The following is a 25,081-nucleotide window of genomic DNA, read 5'->3' on the forward strand; positions in this document are numbered from 1 at the left end:
TCATTAACCAAATCCTATACCTATGAAAAATCTATTACTCGTCTTTCTTCTTTTTTGCGGCAGCATTGATGCGCTTTGTCAGATGCGTGTCGAAGGCCGCGTACGCTCCGCGGGAGACCGGCAGCCGTTGCCTGGAGTGAATGTCATTATCAAAGGAACCACGCAAGGGACGGCCACGGATTCCGATGGCAAATACACACTTAATGTCCGCGAAAAAGATGTGCTTATTTTTTCTTTTATCGGCTATGCAGCACAGGAAGTTGTTGTGGGCACTGAGGCTGAACTTAACATTAATCTTGTCGAAGATATTGCCACCCTGGAGGAAGTGATGATCGTTTCCACCGGTTATGAACAAGTGCCCAAGGAACGCGCGACAGGATCTTTTGCGCAAATTGAAAATACCCTGGTGAATCGCCGCGTCAGTACAGATGTGCTATCCAGACTTGAAGACGTCACCAGTGGATTAATCTTCAACCGCAATGTCGAGGGAGCCACCGACATCAGCATCCGTGGTCGGAGTACGATTTTCGGTAATGCGAGTCCCTTGATTGTCATTGACAATTTCCCCTACGATGGAGACATCGCGAACATCAATCCCAACGATGTGGAAAGCATCACCGTCCTCAAGGATGCGGCGGCAGCCTCCATTTGGGGAGCGCGTGCCGGGAATGGGGTGATTGTGATCACAACCAAAAAGGGAGTCCGCGACCTGGCACCTCACGTGTATTTCAATTCAAATGTTACGGTGGCAGAACGGCCCGATATGTTTTATGTGCCGCGCATGTCAACCTCGGATTTTTTAGACGTGGAAAAATCTCTTTTTGCTAAGGGCTTTTATGAAAGCGCCGAATCTTCTGATAGCCATGCGCCCCTGACGCCCGCCGTGGAGCTCATGATCGCCCATCGCGATGGGCTTTTGGACAATCAAACGCTGGACCAAAGGCTCGATGCCTTGCGCGGACTTGACGTGCGAAATGACTATGAGAAATATTTATACCGCAATAGTACAAACCAGCAGTATGCCCTCGGTATACAGGGCGGGTCAGCGCACAATCGCTATAACGTATCGGTTGGTTTTGATAAGAACCTGGAGGGCCTGGTGGGCAATAGCTTTAACCGGTTTACGCTCAATGCCAGCAACGCCTGGTCTTTGATGAAGGATAAGCTGGAGGTAAGCCTCGGGGCATACTATGCGGAAGTACGGAAAGAAAAGAAGAATGAGGGACTGACCAATCTGCGCTTTGATTCAGCATCGCCGCTGTATCCGTATGCTCAGCTGAAGGACGGGGCAGGAAATAATCTTTCTGTCGTAAAAGACTATCGGCTTGGTTTTGTGGAGCAGGCGCAAAGCGATGGTCTGTTGAACTGGAAATACACTCCCCTCGATGAAATTAATTATGCCGACAATACCTCACGCGTAAATGATTTACGACTCAATGCGAGGCTAGCCTATAAAATCACCTCTTCCTTACGTGCAGAGGCGTTGTATCAGTATTGGAACAGTAGCAACGCCATGCGCAACAATCAGTCGATCGATTCCTATGTCACGCGCGATCAGATCAACAAATTCACACAGGTCGATTCCGATGGAAATCTCGTTCGGCCTATTCCGGCAAGCGGCATCCTGGATGCAAACGATGTGCAGTCTTCCAGTTATAATTTCCGTGCCCAGCTAAACTTTGGCAAAACGTGGGACGACCATGATGTGCATGCCTTGGGTGGATACGAAGTCAAGGAGCTCAATACCGATGGAAATACGTTTCGTTATTACGGCTACAACAATGGACTGGCCACCACGCAACGAGTCGACTACACCACGTTTTTTCCGCTGTACAATAACGTGTATCAATACTACTCCATACCAAACAATGACGGCGTCCAGTCCTTGACCGATCGTTTTGTTTCGTACTACGGGAATGCGGCCTATACCTATAAACGCCGATACACGCTTTCCGCCAGTGGACGCAAGGATATGTCAAACCTGTTCGGTGTGAAAGCCAACCAACGGGGTGTACCCCTGTGGTCGGTGGGGCTCGCATGGACGGCAACCAACGAAGGTTTTATGGATACTGCCTGGTTGCCCTATTTAAAGCTTCGGACCACCTACGGCTACAATGGCAACATTGATAAATCGGTGACGGCCTACACCACCGCGGTGAGTTTGGGCTACAACTCCCTCACCGGTCTTCCCTACAGCACCATTCTTAATCCACCCAACCCGGAATTGCAATGGGAGCAAGTGCGCATTTGGAATACGGGCATAGACTTCGAAACCAAGAACCAGGCGCTAAGTGGCAGTATTGAGTACTATACCAAATGGGGTAAGAACCTGATTGGCTCCTCGCCGTTTCCGCCCTCGTCAGGAGTCGCTGTCTTCCGAGGCAACAATGCCAATACACGCGGGAGCGGCGTTGACCTGGTGCTCAACACACAAAACATCAATCGTGGGATCAAGTGGACAACAAATTTTCTTTTCAGTCACTTGACTGAGAAAGTCACCTCCTATAAGATCAAGGCCGCGCCGACGAACTATGTCTATTCCGGAAGCGGAAGCGCGCTGGTTTCCTATCCCCTGGAAGATAAACCGCTCTTTGCCATCTATAGCTTTGACTGGGCGGGACTCGATCCGGAGGGTAATCCCAAAGGTTATGTTGAAGGGGTAGAAAGTACCGACTATGCCGCCATCATCGGCAAGTCTACGCCGGAGTCGATCGTGTATCATGGTTCGGCACGACCGACATCTTTCGGTTCAGTACGCAACACGTTCTCCTGGAGAAACTTTTCACTCTCTGTCAATATTAGTTATCGTCTGGGGTATTACTTCAAACGAAGTTCCGTTCGTTACGCCAATGTCCTGAGCGGTAGCGTGGACCATGCAGACTATGGCGCGCGCTGGCAACACCCTGGCGACGAGCTTTTCACCAGCGTTCCGTCCATGCCCGAATTTATCGATATAAACCGTGACAATTTCTATCTGAATTCTTCGGCCCTGGTGGAGAAAGGTGATCATGTCCGGTTGCAGGATGTAAACCTTACCTACACCCTTAATAGGGCTACGCTGGCCAGGCTCCCGTTCAGCAACGTACAGTTTTATCTCTATGCCAATAACCTGGGGATACTCTGGAAGGCAACGGACGTCGCCCTGGATCCGGACTATCCCACAATGAAACCGGTCCGGAGCTTTGCCGCCGGAGTAAGGATTGAATTCTGATTACTGACTTGATTTCTCTCATCACTTTTAAAAATTGTACGCTATGAAAACCAACCCCTATCTCCGTGCCTTTCTGGTCGTGTTAACCGTGCTGTTGGCCTTCGCCTGCAGCGAAGATTACCTGGATAAAAAGCCAGACAAGTCCCTGGTGGTGCCGCAGACGCTGGAAGACTTTCAGGCGCTGCTCGACAACGCCGACCGCGTGATGAACATCACCCCAGCCATCGGCATGATTGCTTCCGATGATGCGTTCACCACCGACAACGGATGGAAGGGACTGCTCACCGCCACGGAGCGAAATACCTACATCTGGGCAAAGGACACCTACAACGGGGAGCCATGCAACGACTGGAATATCCCCTATCAGCAGGTGTTTTATGCCAACGTCGTGCTGGAGGGGCTTGAAAAGATTGCCGTGACGCCGGCAAGCGAAGCGCAGTGGAAAAGTTTAAAGGGTAGTGCGCTCTTTTTCAGGGCGCATGCGCTTCATCAACTCACCGACCATTTTACGTTGCCCTACACGGAAAAGGATGCGGCGACGACGCTTGGAATCCCGATCCGTCTTTCTCCCAACGTTAATGCGCCTGCGAGGCAGGCCACTTTGGCTCAGACGTATGCGCAAATCCTGGAAGACCTGACGCTGTCCCTTGACTTTTTACCGGTTCATTCACCATACAAGACGCGGCCAACGCTGCCCGCCGCCTATGCTTTGCTGGCCAGGATTCACCTCACGATGGCGCACTACAAAGAGGCCGAAGACTATGCATCAAAGGCGCTGGCATTAAACAGTGTGCTGTTGGACTACAACACCTTAAATCCCAATGACTTTCGTCCCATCCCCCGCATGAATGACGAAATACTTTTTCATAGCCAGCAGATTTTGTACAGCTATGCAGTCTTTTCAAACATTTATGCAGACACCACGCTTTATGCATCCTACAATGATAAGGACCTGCGCAAGACGATGTTCTTCCGCTTGCGCAGCCCGAATCGTTACTCCTTTAAGGGAAGCTACACAGGGTCCTCGCCTTTCTTTGGTGGGATTGCTAATGATGAAGTCTATCTGATACGCGCCGAGAGTCGGGTGAGGCAGGGCAATAGCGATGGCGCTCGGAAGGATTTGAACGCGTTGCTGGAAAAGCGGTGGGTTGCCGGCATGTTTATCCCCATTACCGAAACAAATCCAGGCAGCTTGCTCGGCATCATCCTGGAGGAAAGGCAAAAAGAGCTCGCGTTTCGGACCTCGCGGTGGAGCGATCTGAGAAGGCTCGGGAAAGATTCAAAGTTCGCTGTCACGCTGTCCAGGGTCATCAACGGCGTAACCTATACCCTACCGCCAAATGATCTTCGGTATGCCTTTCCCCTACCCAACCAGGAGATACAGAATTCGGATGTAGAGCAAAACCCGCGCTAGCATGGCGATGCAACAACGAAACGTGATGATCGTAGACGACGACTCCCTGGTGCATTACTTAAGCAAGAAAGTATTGTCGACCTACTCGTGCATCAATAAGATTTACAGTGCATACAACGGTCAGGAGGCACTCGAAATCTTAAATCATGCGTGCAGTGGTCAGATGAGCGTACCCACCATCGTCTTGCTGGATCTTCACATGCCGGTGATGAATGGATTTCAGTTTTATACCGAGGCAATGGAGATCGATTGTCTGAAAGGGTTAAAGATGCTCACCGTTATGTTTTCCTCAACCTGCGACCCGGTCGAGATCAATCAGGCGCATGCCCTGGGCATTGACTATTTCTTCTCTAAGCCCATCTTGATGGAAAAAATTGAAGCCGTATTTAAGCAGGAGTTTCCGTAAAAAAAGAAAGCATGGAGATTTCTCTCCATGCTTTTTTACTCACAGTTTAGGTTGACTACTGCGAAACATACGTGCCCGGAACCAGAGAACCTTGGATCATCTGGTTTTGCGCATTGAATCGAGCCTTACACTCGTCTGCGCTGGTCAAACAATTTCCCTGGCCCTCACTGATCGGTTGCCAGGTTCCATTGATCTTGGCTTTCAGCACACCCTCCGGGCGAGTGACAGATCCATGGGCCACCACGGCGACGCCGGCAGCGAATACAAAAGCAACTGCGGGAAGGAATTTCAAAATAAATCGTTTCATAACTTTTGGATGCTTTTTTAACGTTTCTCAAAAAGCAACAAACCGTTTACGGTTTCTAATAACGCCTACTCTCTTTCAGGTTTTCGGCTTATCCCTGTGCCCGGAGATCAACCGAGCGCTTACCAGCAAGTCAATGATGTTTGGGTGTACTTCTTAATATCAACCAGCCCGTAAAGGCAATGAGCATGGAGATGACATTCACAATCAAATGCGCCTCCCAAGACAAGGTCCTAAAAATACCGCCACACGAACACGGGATAAAGGCAAAACGCCTGGCCAGAACAAGACCCGTGTAAACTGAAAAGGTGAGCAGTATCAAAAAAGATAAAAGAAAGCCAAATCGTCGTAGTCGCTCTACGATGAGCAATACTACCGCCACCAGCTCGGCGGTTGGCACAATCCAAACAAGAGCCGCAGTGACCGACGATGGCAAGGGTTGATTGCGCATTTGATCGCTGAAAGTCTCAACGTCCAACAACTTACTGAAGGCCGTATAGGCAAACAGTATCACAAGAATGGCGGCTAGGGCTCCCGTGGATATCGTCCGGTGCATTGGCAAAGAGTTTAGTTTAGTGCTCTTTACCTAATAACAAGAAAAACCATCACCACCCTACTTCATACACTAAATGTTTACGAAATCATTTTGTTTGCAGGCTAAAGGATAGGCTATGTACAGAACATTAGTATGTAATGGAATTTTAGACGACGATATGTTCTAATCAAGTAATACCTTAGCGCTTGGAATTGACCACACGTTTCCCGTTATGAAAAAGGGACATTCATCGAATCAGATCCGTTAGTCCATTCGCGTCCAAAATATCCAGCAATTCCTTCAGCATTCGATAACCTGACTGCGGCTTGTAGGGCAGGTCGTTCAATCGACTTTGCAAAATATCTTCCAACGTTTTATAGCCATTGGCTTTTGCCATGGCTTTAAACTCCAGGCTTACATCCATACGCTGGATGGGTTCGTGCAAGATAGGATGTGTACTTTCCGAAGTCATAAAGCATATTTTGAAGAGACGGTTTTAGCGTAAGGGACGCACCGAGTTTTGCGCTGATACAAAAGTAGCCATAGTGCCGATCAGAAATACTTTAAAAATATTTCTCTTTGATTATAAACCAGTTACGAGGTGTCCTAGGACAGTTGTGACTGTTTTCTTTGGGTGTTACAAGCGTGGTTTGTGCCATGGTTCACAACCCCCATCACGCTATGCTTAACATCAAATTCTTCTGGGCATTCCTGCAGATCTCTTGTGGGTGCCTATCCGGTTTACTTCTGACACAACGACAGGTAACAACGTCTATCATTTTTTGTATCCGTGTGTCGAAATACGGCACTCGCCTGTTCTGCCACAGCCTTGCTTCCTGCATACTGAACACGGCTGTACGCGGTCGCGACAGCACCTTGTCCAATAAGAAATCGCCACCGTGGAGTTGTGCTCAAAAACAAAAACGAACATACACACTAAGCAAAAAAAACACGTCGTGGAATACGGCATGCCTGCCTGGACACCGCGCGGGTTTTGGCGCGGAGCAAGATGTACAAATGTTAACACATTTGTTCTCTTGCCGCATCGCCTCCCGGCTCCTCGGGTGCGAAGCCTCGGAACTCGGCTTCTTTTTCTTGATCAAAACTTCCAGGTGATGGGACGCCGATACAACAAGGTTGAACCCCTGAAGCACCTGATTGGTGTAAGGGTGTCAGAGAAGTTTTTTATCAGGCTTGAAGAACTTCGCAAGAATAGCAACTGCCTGACGCTGGGAGAATTTGCGCGCATGATCTTGCAACGGGAAGAGATTATCTGGTATCACAAAGATGCTTCGTCTGAAACCTTGGCTGTCGAATTGACAGCCATCCGAAAGGAACTGCGCAGTATCGGGACAAATGTCAATCAAGTCACGCGGTACTTTAATTCTACATCGCTACCCAATAAAAAAATCTTCGAGGCATTGAAAATCCTGGACGAGTACAAAAAGGTTCAGGGAAAGGTTGATGCCTTGCTTACCCTGCTGGACAAAATGCACGCCTCATGGTTGCCAAAATCATAAGTGGAAAAAATATGCGCGGTGCATTAAATTATAATGAGCAGAAAGTCCAGGAAGGAAAAGCCGAATGCATCCAGGCCAATCTATTCAAGGGCGAGGCTAGTGAGTTGGGCTTTAACGATAAACTTGACCGCTTCCAGGATCTTCATCAGCACAATACAAGAACCAAGACCAATACCCTGCACATCTCCCTGAATTTTGATCCCGGCGAGAAATTGGATGTGGATACCCTTAATGGGATTGCTCGTGCGTACATGGATCGAATCGGCTTCGGAAATCAACCGTACCTGGTCTACCAGCATCACGATGCAGCGCATCCGCACGTTCATATCCTGACCACGCTGATCCAAGAGAACGGAAAGCGGATACCCATCCATTACCTGGGAAAAAATCAATCTGAAACGGCGAGGAAGGCCATTGAAAAAGAATTCCAATTGGTTGAAGCCTCGGGCAAAACTAAACGTTCACTGGACGTCCGTCCCGTTGACATTGAAAAAGTCATCTATGGAAAAAGTGAAAGCCGGCGGGGCATTTCCAATGTGGTTAGCGTGGTGACCCGGTCTTACCGGTATTCCTCTATTCCGGAATTAAATGCTGTCCTGGGGCTTTACAATGTTCGGGCTGAACGCGGTAAGGAACATTCCAAAATGTTTGAACGCAAAGGGCTACTCTACAGCATCATCGACGGCCGCGGAAATTGTGTCGGCATCCCGGTAAAGGCGAGCGCCCTCTACGGAAAGCCCACGCTGGCATTTCTGGAAAAGCAGTTCAAACTCAATGATGTTCTCAAACAACCCCTGAAAAATGGTATACGGGAAACCATAGACAACGCCATTGCCCTTGGGGTGACCGATAAAAATGGCCTGATGAAAGTGCTTTCCGAAAAAGGCATCGTGGCGCTGTTCCGAAGTAACGCCGAGGGCAGAATATACGGTCTCACGTTTGTTGACACCAGGCGACAGGTGGTCTTCAATGGAAGCGATCTGGGTAAGTCCTACAGTGCGTCTTCCATACTGTCGCGAATCGCCACCCACACGGATTCAGCCAAACCGTTCAGACCTGGGTTCACAACACGCACCGTATCATCGGGAAAGCCCCACGCTCCATCCCAATCACCGCCTGGCACTTCTCCTTCTGGAATTTTAAAAGGGATTGTTACGGCCGACGACGTGGATAGAAGTTCACCGGAGGCAGCCTTACGCCTGGGCAAGAAAAGAAGAAAACGCAGAAGACGAAGCTTGTAAATCAATAGACTATGCAAACCGGAGAAAACGAACAGGCCCTACGAAAGATCATCGACATGACCCGTATGTGCAGCATCGTGCTGTTGACCCTTCACATCTACCACTACACACATTCCGCCTGGGTCGAATGGGGACTGACCCACCCCTTTATCGACCGCATCATGATCAACATCATCTCCACCGGACTTTTTCGCAGCATTGAGACATCGAAATTATTGTCACTGGCACTATTGATTGTTTCCCTGGTCGGGGCGAAAGGAAAGAAAGATGAAGACCTTCGTTTGTCAACGTCACTTTACCTGATCGGTGCGGGGGTAACCATTTTTCTTTTGTCTCATTTTGTGTTTGTCGTTCAGGGCTCCGCGCAAGCCATATCTGCCGGATATATCTTCTTGCTCACGACCGGGTATTTGTTGACCCTTACCGGAGGCACCTGGTTGTCACGGCTCATTAACGTAAAGTTGGGTGCTGATATATTCAATTCCCTGAACGAATCCTTTCCGCAGGAAGAACGCTTACTGGAGAATGAATACTCCATAAATCTTCCGGCGCAATACCTTTTAAAGGGAACCGTGCATAGGAGTTGGATAAATTTTATCAATCCGTTCCGCGCGTTGCTTGTGATCGGAACCCCGGGCGCAGGCAAGTCATACTTTGTCATTCGCCACATCATTACCCAGCATATCAAAAAGGGGTTCAGCATGTTTATTTATGATTTCAAATATGATGACCTCTCCATCATCGCCTACAACGCCCTGCTCAATTGTGGAAATTCCTTTGCGGTAAAACCTCAGTTTTATGTGATTGAATTTGATCGGATCATGCACCGGTGCAATCCCTTGGACCCGGCCACCATGGAGGACATCACCGACGCAAGCGAATCTTCCCGGACCATCATGCTGGGGCTAAACCGAGACTGGATCAAAAAGCAGGGGGACTTCTTTGTAGAGTCACCAATAAACTTCGTCACCGCCATCATCTGGTTTTTAAGAAAGTACGAGGAAGGTAAATATTGTACACTGCCACATGTGATCGAACTTATGCAGCTTGAATACACGACGCTGTTTCCCTTACTGCGTACCGAACCTGAAATAGATGTCCTGATAAATCCGTTCGAATCGGCGTATCGTCACGAAGCGTGGGATCAACTCGAAGGTCAGATCGCTTCAGCTAAGATAGGCATGGCCAGGCTCTCCTCACCGCAGCTCTATTATGTTCTGTCCGGAAATGATTTTACCCTGGATATCAACAACCCGGAATCTCCCAAGATAGTCTGTATGGGAAACAATCCCCAGAAGCAACAAATCTTCGGGGCCGTCTTGTCTCTCTATATTTCCAGAGTAATCAAGCTGGTCAACAAAAAAGGAAAGCTCAAAAGCAGTCTGATCTTTGATGAATTTCCAACGGTGTTCTTTAATAACCTGGATAGCCTCATTGCCACAGCAAGATCCAACAAGGTCGCGACCACAGTCGCAGTCCAGGACTACGCTCAACTTAAAAAAGACTATGGCCGGGACCAGGCTGAGGTTATTATGAATATCGTGGGTAATGTTATCAGTGGCCAAGTGGTCGGCGAGACGGCCAAATTACTTTCCGAGCGATTTGGAAAAATTGTGCAACAGCGCGAAAGCATCTCCATTAATCGGACCGATACTTCCCTAAGTAAATCCACCAACCTCGATGCCGCCGTACCACCCTCTAAAATCGCTTCACTTTCATCAGGGGAATTCGTAGGCATGGTTGCCGATGATCCTGACCAGAAGATAGCTCTCAAAGTGTTTCATTCAGAAATCTTAAACGACCACGCCGCTTTGAAGAAAGAAGAGGCGGCATTCGTTCCCATTCCTGTCGTCCGTACCATCACAGCGGATCAGATCCTGCAAAATTACCTCAATATCAAAGACGACATAAAAATTATCATTGACGATAGGCTTAATGGCTCGACCTCAGCTTAACCCCATACCGCTATGACCATCCTCGAATTTACCGACACCCTTCAGACCCAAATGAAGCAGCAGGCTGACCAGATTCGGTCCACCCATCCGGAAAGTCTCACCTTTGCCGCGCGCATGATTCCTCTTGTTCAGGATTTGATCCATGACCTCCAACAATTTTCTTACCGCTATACCTTTTCTGACCAACTGGAGGAAATAAAGTTCTTCAAGGAATCAAAGCCGGTATTGACCAGTCACTACTACTATTACAAAGCGGAGTATTCACTATGTCTATTTGATTCATTTAAGGATTCTGAGGCACGGAAAAAATATTATGAGGGGTTGCTCGTCAAGATGGAACGGTATGCACGAAAGAACAATGAATTCTATTTGTATTGCATGGGCGGCCAAACTCATTTTGACGATGTCTATTTTACACGCAAACGCACATCCTTCCGGGGACTGATCGACCAAAATTTCTCTACCGGCTACGATGACCGGCTCGCAAAGCTCCTGGCTAATGAGTTACTAAAGTCTACTATCCAACACCGATTAACCGCCCTGGACAGGCCTGCAGGCAAACCGTTCGATCTGAACTGGACGGGTAAGAAGTCGGATGCCATTGAGCTTTTAGTTGCTTTGCACGCGTCAGGCCGTATAAACAATGGGGACATCGACGTTAAAAAATTAGTCAAAGCCTTTGAAGAAATGTTCAACATCAGAATTGACAACCATTACGATTTTATTCAGAAAATCCGCATGCGAAAAGGTAAACAGGCAAATTTTCTAGATGATCTCAAATCGAAATTCTTACTACGGTTAGAGCGCATGGATGACTAGCACGGAGGCGCATGATGTATTATCAACCCAACCAGCGCAATATCGACCGCTCACCTACCCAGTGCTGCCAGGGTACCCCGGAAACATTTTGTCCATAAATCGACTCTAGTAGATTTCTAGTATGAACATTGACGGCTGTCAATCGATGACATTCGCTTTCGAATCAAACACGAAAGCATATGTTCAATTCACTCACCTGGAAAGTATTTTTTTCGGCAATCCTCTTTGCCAGTGCCGCGTATTATAGCATCACGGTATTGCTCCTATATAGCAAAGACCTTATCACGTGGGCAAAGGCACGGTTCAATCCTGCACCCCCACCGTTTTCACGGGAAACAAATTCGTTAACAAACTTCATGGGCGAAGTAAACGTCCAGCAAGAATCCATGGCACAGAAAGTATCTTCCGTTCAAGGCGAAGAGATTGCCATTGCATCCGCCGATGCGCTTCAGGAAAGCATTCAACAACCCGTTCAAATTGTTGAAAGCAAATCCAATGACCAGTTGCTGGTAGGCAGCGTTGCCGATCTGCTGGAGGAAATCAAAACACTCGTTGGCCTGGTCGTTGAATACAATTCCAGCCAGGCCGAGACTGCTGAGTTCTTTCACGCGCTCTTCATCCGCTATCCTCAACTTTTGGGGACCTCCTATCAGCAAGCCATTAGCCTCTACCTGCACGATGCTGCACGTCAATTCTCCTTTGAAGTTTCCCTCTCAGAAATCACAGCTTGGTGGACAACGTCCAGCAAGTCACTTAAATAATTCAAACATTTTAAACTCCTCCATTATGAAACATCCACAATTCAATTTCAAGAAAGGCAAAGCCTTTGCCCTGGCCCTGATTGGTTACCTCCTGTGCTATGCGTACGCCTACGCCCAGGACGGCAACGCCGGTATCAACGAAGCCAACATGCGCGTGCGAAGTTACTTCGAAACAGGCACTAACCTCATGTATGCCATCGGCGCCGTGCTGGGGCTCATTGGCGCGGTAAAGGTTTATCAAAAATGGAACGGCGGCGATCCGGACACCGGTCGCGTGGCAGCAGCATGGTTTGGAAGCTGCATTTTCCTGGTGGTGGTGGCCACCGTACTCAAGTCCTTCTTTGGCGTGTAAGAATCAGATTGTATGAACAGCGTTTATAAGATAAACAAAGGCATCAACAGACCCATCGAGTTCAAGGGACTCAAGGCACAATACATCGGGTATCTGGGCATGGGTGTAATCGTTCTGCTGATTGTCTTTGCTGTGCTCTACATCTGTGGCGTGAACATGTTCTTGTGCCTGGGCATCCTTGCGCTTCTGGGTGCACTCCTTTTCATGGGCGTGTATAAACTCAGCGACACCTACGGTCAGCATGGCCTGGTAAAAAAACTCGCCAAAAGAAATATTCCGGCCTCGCTCGCCGGAAGAACGCGAAAGATTTTTATTCACTTATCAAAGTAGTTCTTATGTCACCCTCCCTTCCACTTCTTCAAACATTCCCGATCTACAAAGTCGAGCATGACTGCATTCTCTCCAAGCAGGGAGACGTCACACTCGCCTTTGAGGCGACGCTACCGGAAATATTTACGCTTTCCGATCAGGACTATGAGGCCTTTCACCAGGTGCTGGTGAAAGCGATCAAGGTCTTGCCCAAGAATTCGCTCTTTCATAAGCAAGACTGGTTCTTTTCTCAAAAGCATCGCGCCGATTTTGAGAACGCAGACCTCTCCTTTCTCACCCGTTCCAGCGAACGTTTTTTTAACGAACGCCCATCCCTAGAGCATACCTGTTACATCATGCTTACTCATAAACCGGTTGACCGCAGACCGTCCAGCTCCTTGTTCTCTGGTCTGATTCGGCCACACCTTGTTCCTGCCGACGCGGTCAATCCCGCCCGCATCCAAGAGTTTCTCGACAGCGCAGGGCAGTTTGAACGGATTCTATCCGACAGCGGATTTGTAAAGCTCAAGCGCATAGACAATGACGCGCTGGCGGGAACGCGTAAAAAAGCCGGGCTTCTGGAACGATACTGTTTTCTGCTTTCCGAAAAGGAAACGCCCGTGATCCGGGACATTCATTTCAAAGATGGCCTTCAGATCGGTGATCAGCACTGTCAGCTGTTCTCGCTTTCTGACGTGGAAGACTTGCCCTCGCTGTGCGGCTCGCGCATCAACTATGATAAGTACTCCACCGACAAGACGAAGTTCAGCGTGGGCTTTGCCTCGCCCGTAGGCCAATTGCTGTCCTGTAACCACATCTACAATCAGTACATCTTCATGGATGATGTGAACAAGACCATCAAGCAGCTGGAAAGCAAGCGTCTTCGTCTGCAATCGCTGTCTACCTACTCGCGCGAAAACGCCATCAGTCGTGACGCCACCAATGACTTTCTCAACGAAGCCATTGGCGAGCAACGTCAGCCTGTAAAAGCGCATTTCAATGTGATGCTCTGGACCGATAGTAAAGCAGAACTCAAAGAGCTCAAAACGCAAGTCTCCTCGGCCCTTGCCCAAATGGATGCCGTCGCCCGTCAGGAAACCGATGGCGCGCCGCAGATCTTCTGGGCAGGCATACCGGGCAACGAAGCGGACTTCCCTATGAACGAAACCTTTGACACATTTGCCGAGCAGGCTACATGCTTTCTGAATTTGGAGACATGCTACCGGTCTTCCATAAGTCCGGTAGGCATTCGTCTTGGGGATCGTTTAACCGGAAAGCCGGTGCATGTAGACATTTCGGATGAACCCGTAAAACGAGGCATTTGCACCAACCGGAATAAATTCATCCTTGGTCCCTCCGGCAGCGGCAAATCGTTTTTTACAAACCATATGGTGCGCTCTTACTATGAACAGGGTACCCACATTGTGCTGGTGGACGTCGGGCATTCCTACAAAGGTCTGTGCGATCTGGTGGGTGGTTATTACTTCACCTACGACGAATCCAATCCGATCAAGTTTAATCCCTTCTTTATTAGTGGCGCCGATACGCTTGACACCGAGAAAAAGGAAAGCATCAAAACGCTTTTGCTCGCCCTTTGGAAAAAAGATGATGAGACCTTTAACCGATCAGAATACGTGGCCCTGTCCATTTCCCTTCAGCTGTATTATGAACGACTGGGCAAGAGCAAAAATATCTTTCCCTGTTTTAACACCTACTATGAATTCCTGCGTGACGAGTTTGTCCCCATCCTGAAGGCGGATAAGGTCAAAGAGAAAGATTTTGACGCCGAGAACTTCCTTTACGTCTTACGCCCCTATTATAAAGGCGGTGAGTTCGACTACCTGCTGAACGCCACCAAGAATCTGGATCTCCTGCGCGAACGGTTCATCGTCTTTGAGCTGGACAACATCAAGGACCACCCGATTCTCTTTCCCGTGGTCACCATCATTATCATGGAAGTTTTCATTTCTAAGATGCGCAAGCTCAAAGGTATCCGCAAGATGATCCTGATCGAGGAAGCCTGGAAAGCTATTGCCAAGGAAGGCATGGCCGAATACATCAAGTACCTGTTCAAAACGGTGCGCAAGTTTTACGGGGAGGCCATTGTCGTGACCCAGGAAGTAGAAGATATCATCAGTTCGCCTATCGTGAAGCAAGCCATCATCAACAACTCGGATTGCAAGATTCTACTCGATCAGAGTAAGTATCAAAACAAATTCGATCAGATCCAGGAATTGCTTGGTCTCACCGAGAAGGAGAAAGCTCTGGTACTCTCCATCAACAAAAGCAATGATCCTACGCGCAGGTACAAAGAGGTCTTCATTAGTCTGGGCGGCGTGCTTTCAAAAGTCTATGCTACGGAAGTGTCGCTGGAAGAATACCTGGCCTACACCACAGAAGAATCTGAAAAGATGAAGGTACAGGCATACACCAAAAAATACGGTGATATCCGAAAGGGGATTGCTGCCCTGGCCCATGAACTACGCGTCGGACATTCAGTATAATTCTTTCCTATGGGACATGTAAAGAAAATCGCCCTCGTGTTACTGCTGACGTTTTCGTGTCTGCTTGTAACGCCACCGCAGCAGGAGGCGAAGGCTGCGATTGCCATTGCGATCATCATTAAGGAAGCCATCAAGAGAGTGATCAAAGCCGTCGATCTGATGATCCAGCGGTTACAGAACAAAACGATCTGGCTTCAGAATGCGCAACGTGTGTTGGAAAACAAGCTTTCCGAACTAAAGCTCACGGAGATTGCCGACTGGACCGACAAACATCGGAAGCTTTTTAAGGAGTATTATGACGAGCTCTGGAAGGTAAAGACCGCACTGTCAACCTATCAGCGTATCCGGCAGATCATGGACAAGCAGATCCGGATTGTCAAAGAATTTAACCGGGCCTGGACACTGGTACGCAATGACGACCATTTTACAGAAAAAGAAATCGACTACATGTACCGCGTCTACAAAGGCATTCTCGATGATAGCATCCGGAACCTGGACCAGCTCCTGCTCGTGATCAATTCCTTTAAGACCCAAATGAGCGACGCACAACGTCTTGCCATTCTTACCCAGTCCGCAGAGCGCATCGAACAGAACCTGGCAGACCTGCTGGAATTCAACATGAATACTTTCCAGCTCAGCATTAGCCGGGCCAGAACACAATATGAGATTGACAAGGTGAAAAAACTATATGGCCTTTGACAATATGCAACACATGTTCTCTCACATTGATGGCTTCGTGCAATACATGAATCGAAAGGGATAGGATGGCACATTTGTCTCCAACTACGGCTTCCTGGAAAGTTGCTGGAAAATTTGACCAAGTATGTCTACCAGTGCTACGAGGATGAAAAGGTTGTTGACAAAATTCATCTCACCACGTTCTCGCACTGGGATGATGAGGACGAGCCTTTTGTCCGGTGTATGTTCAATACTGCATTTACCGACTCTCTGGATTTCGGGGGAAGAATTGAGCTGGAGACTACCGCGGGGTATTCAGAAAAAAGGAAATCGCCATTACATATCCTGAAGACTTGCCAACGCCAAAAGAAGCCAACGACATAATAAAAACAAATGGCGCCAGCTAACACTATAACAAAAACAGCCCATGAAAAAAATCTCAGCAGTAGTTATCCTTCTTCTCTTACTGGCTTCCTCGGCAAGGTCGCAGGATGCACCAACCTTTAATGAATGGTTCAGCCAGAAGAAAACGCAGATAAAGTATCTGGTCCAGCAGATTGCCGCACTAAAGGTTTACCTGGGATATTTAAAACAAGGCTATGAGATTGTGGACAAGGGCCTTACCACCATTGGCGATATCAAGGGCGGTTCTCTCCTGCAGGATAAGACGTACCTGAATTCTTTGAAGACCGTGAATCCTTTGGTGAGCCATGCTCCGCAGGTCAAGGTCATTGTCATGTACCAGGAATCTATCATCCGCTTGTTTGATAAACTCCAGATTCAGGTCGCCGACAGTGACTATTTTACCGAAGCGGAAATAAAATACATGCAGGATGTTCACCAGGGAATGCTTACCGAATGCCATGACGCCATCGATGAATTGACCCTCATACTCACTGCCGGCCAGGCGGAAATGAAAGACGACGAGCGATTGCTGCACCTGGATAAGATTTACGAAGAAATGGCGGACAACTATACCTTCACCAAATGCTTTGTTTCCTCGACACAGCTTCTTGCCAACCAGCGTGCGAAAGAACGTCACCAGGTTCGTAGTAGCGAAAAGATCATACTTGAAATGTAGATCCTCTTAAAAATCCTGTTTATGAAAAAACTAATGATAATCCTTTTCATGTCCGTGTGTCTCCCGTCTGCTGTGGCGGCGCAGGCACAGGAGATTGCGCAGCTCATCCTTAATCTGGAAAAACTAAAGCAGCTCGAAGAGATCCTGGATAACATGTACAAGGGATACAAGATTCTTACCAAAGGGTATAACACCATCAAGGACATTGCCGAGGGGAATTTTAACATTCACCAGGTGTTTCTCGATGGTCTCTATGCGGTAAGCCCTGCGGTGAGAAACTACAAGCGCATTCCCTACATCATCGGCTACCAGCAATTCCTGGTAAAGGAATACAAGCGCGTCTTTGACAGATTCAGGAACGATCCGAATCTAACAGTGCGTGAAATTCGCTACCTGGAGAATGTGTATGCACACCTGTTTAACCAGAGTTTACGCAACCTGGATGAATTGCTTATCGTCATCACGGCGAATCGCCTACGGATGAGCGATGAAGAAAGGCTTTCCTCCATTGATCGCATTTACCTGGACATGCAAAACAAAGTCTCATTCCTGAAAGCCTTCAACGGCAGCACCCAGGTGCTCGTCACACAGCGCGCGAAGGAGAGACATGCGATCGGCACACTACAAAAACTCTATGAGGTAACTCCTTAACACATTATTATGAAAACGATTTTTTTAAAGGTCGCTGCACTAGCGACCGCGGGACTTCTTTTGCCAAAAGTATCCCAGGCACAAACCTACTCTGGAGAAATTCACACCCTGCAAAGCGTCTTGGATCAGCTTTACACCGATATGTTACCGCTGTGCGATCAGCTTATCGGTGTTGGACAAGGTATCGGTGGATTTGCCGCCCTCTGGTATATCGGCGCGCGCGTGTGGCGCAGCATAGCCAACGCCGAAGCCATAGATTTTTACCCGCTGCTCAGGCCCTTTGCTATCGGGCTTGCCATTGCACTTTTTCCCTATGTGATCTCCCTGATGAACGGCGTATTGCAGCCAACCGTCACCGGCACCGGCGCCATGATGACCCGCTCCAACGATGCCATTGCTTATCTGCTAAAGCAGAAGGAAGAGGCTATAAAGAAAACAGTCCTTTACCAATTGTTTGGCGATGAAGCAACACACGGAAAATGGTATCGCTATGCAAACCCCGACGGAGACGATGAGGATCCCAACCTGCTTAGCAACGGTATTCAATTCCTGATGACCAAAACTGCCTACGGCATTAAGAATGCGCTCAAGCAATGGCTCTCGGAAATTCTCCACATCCTTTATGAGGCCGCAGCACTCTGCATCAATACACTCCGCACCTTCCTGCTCATCGTGCTGGCAATCTTAGGACCGCTCGTATTTGGGCTGTCCATCTTCGACGGTTTGCAAAACACGCTCACCGTCTGGATCGCTCGCTACATCAACGTATTCCTTTGGCTTCCCGTGGCTAACATCTTTGGAAGCATCATTGCCAAGATTCAGGAGAACATGCTTCGCATTGATCTGGCGCAGATCGACCGCTACGGCGACACCTTCTTTAGTGCAGCCGACACCGGATACCTGATCTTCCTCATTATTGGCATTGTCGGCTACTTCACCGTGCCTTCTGTTGCCAATTACATCGTCCATGCCGGCGGCGCTAGCACGCTCCTTTACAAAACGTCGAACCTGTTTTCGGGTGCCGCTATTTCTACCGCCTCAGGAGCGCGAGCTGCGGTGAAGGTATTGAATACTTCCTCGCAGGAAAACACAGCATCGGGTCAGGGCAGCACGCACACCCGCAATGACTTTATGAACGATAAACTCTCTGGCAAAAAATAACCAAACTCATGTTTCAGCAACTCAAAAATATTGACACCGCCTTCCGCCACATCAGGACTTTTTCCCTTGCCCTCATCGCCGCCTGCGTTCTCATCTGCGGCTATACGGTGTACCAGAGCTTTGCCCTGATCACCGCCTCGCAAGCACGCATCTACATCCTTTCCAATGCCAAAGCGCTGGAAGCGTATTCGGCGGAGCGAAAAGATAATATTCCGGTAGAGGCGAAAGACCATGTAAGAATATTTCATCACCATTTCTTTACCCTGGACCCCGATGACAAAATGATTCGTACCGGGATAACCAAGGCTCTGTATCTGGCTGATATTTCGGCAAAGCAGCAGTATGACAATCTCAAAGAGAATCGCTACTACGCCAATATCATCTCGGGCAACATCAGCCAAACCATAGAAGTGGACAGCATCCGTATTGACCTGGACCGCTACCCGTACTATTTCCGCTACTATGCCAAGCAGCGCATTCTTCGCGCCACCTCCATTGTCATCCGCAGTCTCATTTCCGAAGGCACTTTACGGAACGTTGCCCGGTCCGATCACAACCCACATGGCTTTCTGATCGAGCACTGGAATACCATCGAGAACAAAGACATCCAAACCTTAAACCGATAAACCAATGAATGCCATCGAAAAAATAGAATCGCTCAAAAAGGCCATGGCCGACAAGCTCGGCGGCAACCTCAACCGTTTGCCTGTGAAAACACAAAAGCGCTACCTCATCCTTACAGGGTGCATCATGGCCAGCTTGTGCGTAGCCATGGTGGTTGCACCCTTTACCCAAGACCAGGCGCATAGGGCACGATTACCGGAAGGAAAGATCGCTACCGCCGTGATCCCACTACCGGAAGCGCCCCGGCTATCACCAGCGGATCTTGAGATGCTGCGCGATTTCAAGCACGCGATGGACAGCTTAAAAATCCATGACGTGCACGCCTTTCAAGAAATCCTGCAAGGCCGCCATGGACTGCTCGACAGCGTGGCACGCCTCATCCAGTGGCATGAGTAAAAACGAGTAAACCGAAAATTACTAACAACTAACAATACAATCCCATGAAAACGCATTCACAAAAATTCTTACAGCAACGCAGGTTTTATATGGTGCTGCCCCTGTTGGCATTCCCTTTTATCACCATGATTTTTTGGGCACTCGGCGGTGGACAAGGCACGCCGGTAAAAGCAGAAACAGTAACGTCGGGTTTAAACTTCAACCTCCCCGGTGCCCATTTTGAAAAAGAAGACGAGTTGTGGGACAAATTCACATTGTATGAGCAGGCCAGACGCGACTCTATCAAATATGACGAGGCCAGGCGCAACGATCCGTATTATGTTGTCGCAACACTCCACGGAAGCGCACCGGATACCGTTCCCGACAAAACAAGCCGGCTCAATACTTCGCTTGGACAAAAGGATCGGTATCACCAGATCTCAACCCAGGAAGCACTCATCAACAGTAAGATTGAACAATTAACGCGGCAGATCGCTGAACCACAGTCATTGCCAGAAGTGGCTCCTGAAACAAGCACGACTTCCACGATTGCGCCCCGGGAACCATCTGACAACAGTGACGTAACACGCCTGGAGACCATGATGCAAATGATGGCTTCGCCCGGCGAGGGTGATCCGGAGATGCAACAGATCGAGGGCGTCCTCGAAAAAATTCTCGACATCCAACATCCAGAGCGGATAGCGGACAAGATCAAAACACAACGTCAATTAAACCAGACGCACCTCTACGAAGTCGAGGCGGCCCAGGAAGAGGACAATATTACCCTAGTCGAAAAGGACATCGAAAACGACTCCTTAGGGCCGATCAGTCAGCGGGGTGAATTCCCCGAAAGTCAAAACGCTTTCTACGGACTAGATGAATATCGGGGAGAACATGCGGAAGACAACGCGATCCAGGCCGTCATCCATGGTACACAAACCGTCGTGGCCGGATCAACCATCAAAATGAGATTGCTTTCCGATGTCTTTATCAACGGACATCTAATCAAAAAGGATCAGTTCATATACGGCGTCTGCTCTATTGCCGGTGAACGGTTAGTCATCGGAATTACATCCATACGGGATGAGAATTCCTTGTTTCCGGTTGCGCTAAAAGTGTTCGATTTGGATGGCCTTGATGGAATTTATATTCCAGGTGCTATTACGCGTGATGCAGCAAAACAAGCCACGAGCCAATCCATCCAAGGCATACAATTGAACTCCCTGGACAATTCGCTCGGTGTTCAAGCAGCAACCGCCGGAATCGAAGCGGCAAAGGGACTCTTCAGTAAAAAAGCAAAGCTGATCAAAATATCGGTGAAGGCCGGGTATCATATCCTGATCAAGGACGCCAATCAAAAGCCATCTTAGTCACCTCACTCCGATCGTACTCAAAAATCAATAGTTAAACCATAACATCTAACGTCATAAAAACACTCACCATGATCCCCATGCTCGTCAGCCTTTTCACGGGCCTTTATGTACGCTTCCTGATCTGGTGCACCAGTCTGGGGGACATCTTCTAGTGCATCGAGTACCTTAAAATCAATCAAACAAGACCAAATCAAAACGACAACATCTATGCAATTCAAATTAAAAACTGTACTCGCAGCCATTGTGTTTTGCTGCTGCGTAGCACATACAACCTTCGCCCAATCGCTACTGGAACTAACCGTCAACAAAACGTCGAGCATTATCTTTCCAGCGGGCATCTCCGCGGTGGATCGTGGAAGCCGCGACATCCTGGCACAAAAGGTAAAGGGAGTAGAAAATGTGCTCCAGGTAAAAGCCGGAAGGGTGAAGTTTAAAGAAACAAATCTCACCGTCATCACTATTGACGGAAGATTGCACCATTTTCTGGTCACGTATGCTGACGCTCCGAAGGCCTTTACCATACAGGTAGGCGACAGTACTAATCCTCGGGTGACCTTCAAGGACGAGAATACGAGTGTCACCCTTGAAAAAAGTGCGAGCACTGTTCTGGCGTTAAAAACGAAGCGTCCGGTCAATTCTACCGCCCGATATCAAATGAAACTGGCCCTGCAGGGAATATACATTCAGGACAACACGCTATTCTATCACCTCAGGGTTACCAACGGCTCGAACATTCCTTTTCATACCGACATGCTTCGCTTCTACATCCGGGATAAGCAGAACGTGAAACGAACAGCCTCGCAGGAAGTAGCGCAAGAGCCGATCTACCATACAGGAAAAGTCGACGTCTTTGCTGGCAAAAGCAGCGAGGATATTGTCTTTGCCATTCCCAAGTGCACCCTTCCGGATGCCAAGGTCTTCATTATTGAACTGATGGAAAAGAATGGTGGAAGGCATCTCCAATTACAAGTCCGTAATAGGTCTCTTATCAAGGCAAAGATCATTGCACCCTCTTAAATAAGTCTATCGCTTACTCAATCACTTTTAAATACGTATCAATCATGAACAAAGAAAACGCAGAATTCTTAAAGGAACGTCTTTTCTTCCTTGGCTTTGGCGATAAGCTCAATGCCGAACTGGAAAAGAAAATGCAGGCAGGAGAAGAAAAATTCAAACTGCCCATGCTGGCGGAGTTTTCCAAAGGCGACAAGAAAGATGTCGTTGAATTTTCAATTGACTTTGGAAAGTCAAAACAGAATGACATGTATTTTCTCAATAGCTACAGGGCAACACTAGCCAAGCCCGACCCTGAGCAAGAGCGGTCGCAAACATTTTACATCAACAAAGGAAAAGGCATCACGGCAAAAGAAGCGTACAATCTCCTGGATGGCCGTGCCGTCCACAAAGAATTAACCAATAAGGAAGGTCAACCCTATGACGCCTGGCTGATGCTCAACGCCAAGAAGGAAGAGAATGGAAATCACAAGGTCCAGCAATATCATTCTGCCTGGGGATTCGATGTGGAGAAAAGCCTCCTCAAACATCCCATCAAAGAACTCAAAGATGCTGCCGGTACGGCTGAACTCGTCAAGTCCATGCAGAAAGGAAATCTCCAACCGGTGACGTTCGCCCGCAATGGTGAGGAGGAAAAAATGTATATCGAGGCCAGCCCAAAAGATCGCACCATCAACGTCTACAACGAAGGCATGCAAAAGCAGTTTCAAGGCGTGAGGGAACATAAAGGCCAGGGAGAAAAAATCCAGGAAAGTAACTCCAAAAACACCGAAGATAAGAAAGCCGACACGAAAGAGAAAATGAACGAGGAACCTGGCGAGCGGAAAGCGAAAGGAAGAAAAGCTTCCGTCTAGGATTTGTGCTGCATTTGTAACGCTCAAACATTTGGTGGTTTAGTGGCATGCCATTCTCTGTTTTACATGCGATCCGTAAAATCGAAAGCAAATGTAGGATCAGCTTAAATCCTTCGTGTCAAGGGCAAGCAAGTGTCGATTGTAGAGTCATTCCCATTTTTTGCATCGACCCCCTTGACACGAAAAACGCTGATCCTGACGATATGCTAGATTTTACAATACAACCCTTTGGAGTGCATGGTAAAAAAGAGAATGCCATGCAAATACTAAACATCAAAACACACCGAATCTCCGCTGCCTACAAGGCCAATCATTTCTTCATCCTGTCCAAAGGATACAACGCTGGTAAACCGCTGGACAAACCTTGCCCGAACTGTTTTGTCATCACTACCGATTCGAAAGAAGACAAGCAAAAGCTCTTCTGGATCTGTTACAGTTTGTGGAAAGCGGGAAGGTACATTCCTCTTCTGGTCGGTTCAGTGATCCCGTTCATTAGAATTAGAGACGTTCAAGACGAGATAAAGCGTGCTATTGAAAAATCATTGCTTAATCCTGTGGAATTTTCAAAGATGGTTGAGCAATTCCAAGCCTTTCATCTATTGGAAAATCAGTTGACTCTGCAAACAAAACTAATAGCCAGGATTAAAGTTGAAATGGCTAAGCGACTATTTGGGTAGCCCGAGACTCGGTCGAATCATCTTTACCTAAGCGGAAGACGACCTACGCTTACTCGGACCATTTTGGACCGGGGATGAAGATGTTTTTTTTTGACGTGACATTTTTATTTTGTATAATTGAATGAGCCCATCCGTCTCTAGTTCATACGAACTGAGAGAAGGATGGGCTTTTTTCAATTTACCTAACCTATGCTAGATCGAATTTTTAATCCAGTCTCACTCCGTTTTTTGCTGCTTGGCGGGCTCGGATTAATTAACTCGTTTGCTTCTGCTCAAATCGAAGTAGCAAACGAGAAGACATACAAAATAGACACGATCACAAACAGACTGACGGAGGCTGTTGATTTTGACAGGCCATTTTACATTTCAATAGAGTATTCTTATCCCGTTGACCCCATCTCAGTTGAGTATATCAGCCATCGCAAACATAAAATTACGAAAGACGCAGGTCAGGCAGATACATTTGCTATTTCAAAGCGTGGAAAAAAACATGTTCTATTGGCGCATTTCAACGGTATTAAGCCCGGCAGAAGTTATCATCTTGATGTTCACCGAAAACAGAATGAGAAGGAATCAAGCGATTTCTTAAAGCTGGCGATTGATCTTATGAATAGCAGCACGAGTAATGCCGTTGTTGCTCATGCAATGATAGATTTTCTAACCCGTAACAGTTCGCTTTATGTACCGAGAAAAGAAAGAGCTTTGCGGAGCCTCGACTCAGTCACCCTTGCATCCGTCACGGCCACAGGGCGGGTTGATTATGCACGGGCTGTGAGGACCCGCGATACGATTAGAAATGAAATTGACACGGCAAGAATTGCTCGTCCTATCCATCTGTCCAATTTCTCACAATCACTATATGAATGCCAGGCGTGTGGCCGAGATTCCCTATTCGTATTCCAAGGTGAGAAAGATCACAATCTCATCGACAATTACAAGGAAAAATGGTGTCCCAACCATCGGCAATCGAATCACCTTCATTGTCACCGATGACGCTGGTCATGCCTTCCCTAAAGAGAACTTCAGAAATGAAATGCTTTCTAGCGACAGTTCTGGAAAAACAAGCGTAATCTTTTCTGCCGGCAATTCATCATATAAGGGAATATTGAAAGTAATTGCTAGCACATCGAACGGTACTTCAGTCATTAGTGATACAACATTTGTGTACAAAAATTAAGCAGTGACCACACTTTCTATCCAACAAAATAACGGCAACGACGCTCATCGGCTCAACTTCTTCTTTGATGAGGCTAACCTGCATT

At 47.9% G+C, this 25,081-nt stretch carries 25 protein-coding genes; 22 read left to right on the plus strand and 3 right to left on the minus strand.

The window, feature by feature from the left end:
- Positions 1-22 precede the first annotated feature (22 nt).
- Genes JI741_RS26650 through JI741_RS26660 form a run of 3 tightly spaced genes read left to right on the plus strand, consistent with a single transcriptional unit; the run spans position 23 to position 5,031 of the window.
- Positions 23-3,211 carry a SusC/RagA family TonB-linked outer membrane protein gene (locus JI741_RS26650; RefSeq protein ID WP_202014804.1) on the plus strand — a complete coding sequence of 1,063 codons (3,189 nt, stop codon included), beginning with the start codon at positions 23-25 and terminating at the stop codon, positions 3,209-3,211.
- 43 nt (positions 3,212-3,254) lie between these two features.
- Complete coding sequence (locus tag JI741_RS26655) at positions 3,255-4,625, plus strand: RagB/SusD family nutrient uptake outer membrane protein (RefSeq protein ID WP_202014806.1); 1,371 nt, start codon at positions 3,255-3,257, stop codon at positions 4,623-4,625.
- Position 4,626: 1 nt separating this feature from the next.
- The gene (locus tag JI741_RS26660) at positions 4,627-5,031 is read left to right on the plus strand and encodes a response regulator (RefSeq protein ID WP_202014808.1); all 405 of its coding nucleotides are present in this window, start codon (positions 4,627-4,629) and stop codon (positions 5,029-5,031) included.
- 55 nt (positions 5,032-5,086) lie between these two features.
- Here JI741_RS26660 and JI741_RS26665 read toward each other — a convergent pair whose 3' ends face one another.
- From JI741_RS26665 to JI741_RS26675, 3 genes are all read right to left on the minus strand, one after another.
- The gene (locus JI741_RS26665; protein WP_202014810.1) at positions 5,087-5,338 is read right to left on the minus strand and encodes a DUF6520 family protein; all 252 of its coding nucleotides are present in this window, start codon (positions 5,336-5,338) and stop codon (positions 5,087-5,089) included.
- A 130-nt stretch (positions 5,339-5,468) separates the two neighbouring features.
- Complete coding sequence (locus JI741_RS26670; RefSeq protein ID WP_202014812.1) at positions 5,469-5,891, minus strand: MauE/DoxX family redox-associated membrane protein; 423 nt, start codon at positions 5,889-5,891, stop codon at positions 5,469-5,471.
- A 226-nt stretch (positions 5,892-6,117) separates the two neighbouring features.
- Complete coding sequence (locus tag JI741_RS26675; protein ID WP_202014814.1) at positions 6,118-6,294, minus strand: hypothetical protein; 177 nt, start codon at positions 6,292-6,294, stop codon at positions 6,118-6,120.
- Between the two features lie 532 nt (positions 6,295-6,826).
- On the opposite strand from JI741_RS26675, the gene JI741_RS26680 reads away from it, so the two are divergent.
- The 19 genes from JI741_RS26680 (at position 6,827) to JI741_RS26770 (ending at position 24,812) form a co-directional block, all read left to right on the plus strand.
- Positions 6,827-7,390 carry a plasmid mobilization protein gene (locus JI741_RS26680; RefSeq protein ID WP_202014816.1) on the plus strand — a complete coding sequence of 188 codons (564 nt, stop codon included), beginning with the start codon at positions 6,827-6,829 and terminating at the stop codon, positions 7,388-7,390.
- Positions 7,372-8,631 (plus strand): relaxase/mobilization nuclease domain-containing protein, encoded by a 1,260-nt coding sequence (locus tag JI741_RS26685; RefSeq protein WP_202014818.1) that lies wholly within the window; start codon positions 7,372-7,374, stop codon positions 8,629-8,631. The genes JI741_RS26680 and JI741_RS26685 overlap by 19 nt, the downstream gene beginning before the upstream one ends.
- A gap of 11 nt (positions 8,632-8,642) precedes the next feature.
- Positions 8,643-10,586 carry a conjugal transfer protein MobC gene (gene mobC / locus JI741_RS26690; protein WP_202014820.1) on the plus strand — a complete coding sequence of 648 codons (1,944 nt, stop codon included), beginning with the start codon at positions 8,643-8,645 and terminating at the stop codon, positions 10,584-10,586.
- A gap of 12 nt (positions 10,587-10,598) precedes the next feature.
- Positions 10,599-11,405, plus strand: coding sequence for an RteC domain-containing protein (locus tag JI741_RS26695; protein WP_202014822.1), 807 nt, complete (start codon positions 10,599-10,601; stop codon positions 11,403-11,405).
- A gap of 179 nt (positions 11,406-11,584) precedes the next feature.
- Entirely contained in the window at positions 11,585-12,166 is a 582-nt protein-coding gene (locus JI741_RS26700) for a hypothetical protein (RefSeq protein WP_236676291.1), read from the plus strand.
- A 25-nt stretch (positions 12,167-12,191) separates the two neighbouring features.
- Positions 12,192-12,518 carry a DUF4134 domain-containing protein gene (locus JI741_RS26705; RefSeq protein WP_202014826.1) on the plus strand — a complete coding sequence of 109 codons (327 nt, stop codon included), beginning with the start codon at positions 12,192-12,194 and terminating at the stop codon, positions 12,516-12,518.
- Positions 12,519-12,530: 12 nt separating this feature from the next.
- A complete protein-coding gene (locus JI741_RS26710) occupies positions 12,531-12,848 on the plus strand; it encodes a DUF4133 domain-containing protein (RefSeq protein WP_202014828.1) in 318 nt (105 codons plus the stop codon).
- 5 nt (positions 12,849-12,853) lie between these two features.
- Entirely contained in the window at positions 12,854-15,331 is a 2,478-nt protein-coding gene (locus tag JI741_RS26715) for a TraG family conjugative transposon ATPase (RefSeq protein WP_202014831.1), read from the plus strand.
- Positions 15,332-15,340: 9 nt separating this feature from the next.
- A complete protein-coding gene (locus JI741_RS26720; RefSeq protein WP_202014833.1) occupies positions 15,341-16,030 on the plus strand; it encodes a conjugal transfer protein TraI in 690 nt (229 codons plus the stop codon).
- 406 nt (positions 16,031-16,436) lie between these two features.
- Positions 16,437-17,090, plus strand: a complete 654-nt coding sequence (locus JI741_RS26725) for a hypothetical protein (RefSeq protein WP_202014835.1) — start codon at positions 16,437-16,439, stop codon at positions 17,088-17,090.
- A gap of 21 nt (positions 17,091-17,111) precedes the next feature.
- On the plus strand, positions 17,112-17,741 hold the full coding sequence (locus JI741_RS26730; protein ID WP_202014837.1) for a TerB family tellurite resistance protein: 630 nt from the start codon (positions 17,112-17,114) through the stop codon (positions 17,739-17,741).
- Positions 17,742-17,750: 9 nt separating this feature from the next.
- Positions 17,751-18,902, plus strand: a complete 1,152-nt coding sequence (traJ, locus tag JI741_RS26735) for a conjugative transposon protein TraJ (RefSeq protein WP_202014839.1) — start codon at positions 17,751-17,753, stop codon at positions 18,900-18,902.
- 8 nt (positions 18,903-18,910) lie between these two features.
- Positions 18,911-19,528: a conjugative transposon protein TraK gene (gene traK / locus JI741_RS26740; RefSeq protein ID WP_202014840.1), complete on the plus strand. Its 618-nt coding sequence runs from the start codon at positions 18,911-18,913 to the stop codon at positions 19,526-19,528.
- 4 nt (positions 19,529-19,532) lie between these two features.
- Positions 19,533-19,922, plus strand: a complete 390-nt coding sequence (locus tag JI741_RS26745) for a hypothetical protein (protein ID WP_202014842.1) — start codon at positions 19,533-19,535, stop codon at positions 19,920-19,922.
- 44 nt (positions 19,923-19,966) lie between these two features.
- Complete coding sequence (gene traM, locus JI741_RS26750; RefSeq protein WP_202014844.1) at positions 19,967-21,271, plus strand: conjugative transposon protein TraM; 1,305 nt, start codon at positions 19,967-19,969, stop codon at positions 21,269-21,271.
- A 210-nt stretch (positions 21,272-21,481) separates the two neighbouring features.
- Positions 21,482-22,291, plus strand: a complete 810-nt coding sequence (traN, locus tag JI741_RS26755) for a conjugative transposon protein TraN (RefSeq protein ID WP_202014846.1) — start codon at positions 21,482-21,484, stop codon at positions 22,289-22,291.
- A 44-nt stretch (positions 22,292-22,335) separates the two neighbouring features.
- Entirely contained in the window at positions 22,336-23,142 is an 807-nt protein-coding gene (locus JI741_RS26760; RefSeq protein WP_202014847.1) for a hypothetical protein, read from the plus strand.
- 203 nt (positions 23,143-23,345) lie between these two features.
- Positions 23,346-23,819 (plus strand): DUF6943 family protein, encoded by a 474-nt coding sequence (locus JI741_RS26765; protein WP_202014849.1) that lies wholly within the window; start codon positions 23,346-23,348, stop codon positions 23,817-23,819.
- A 189-nt stretch (positions 23,820-24,008) separates the two neighbouring features.
- Positions 24,009-24,812, plus strand: a complete 804-nt coding sequence (locus JI741_RS26770) for a hypothetical protein (RefSeq protein ID WP_202014851.1) — start codon at positions 24,009-24,011, stop codon at positions 24,810-24,812.
- Positions 24,813-25,081 lie beyond the last annotated feature (269 nt).

It is taken from the genome of Chryseolinea lacunae, assembly GCF_016735595.1.
Taxonomy (GTDB): domain Bacteria; phylum Bacteroidota; class Bacteroidia; order Cytophagales; family Cyclobacteriaceae; genus Chryseolinea; species Chryseolinea lacunae.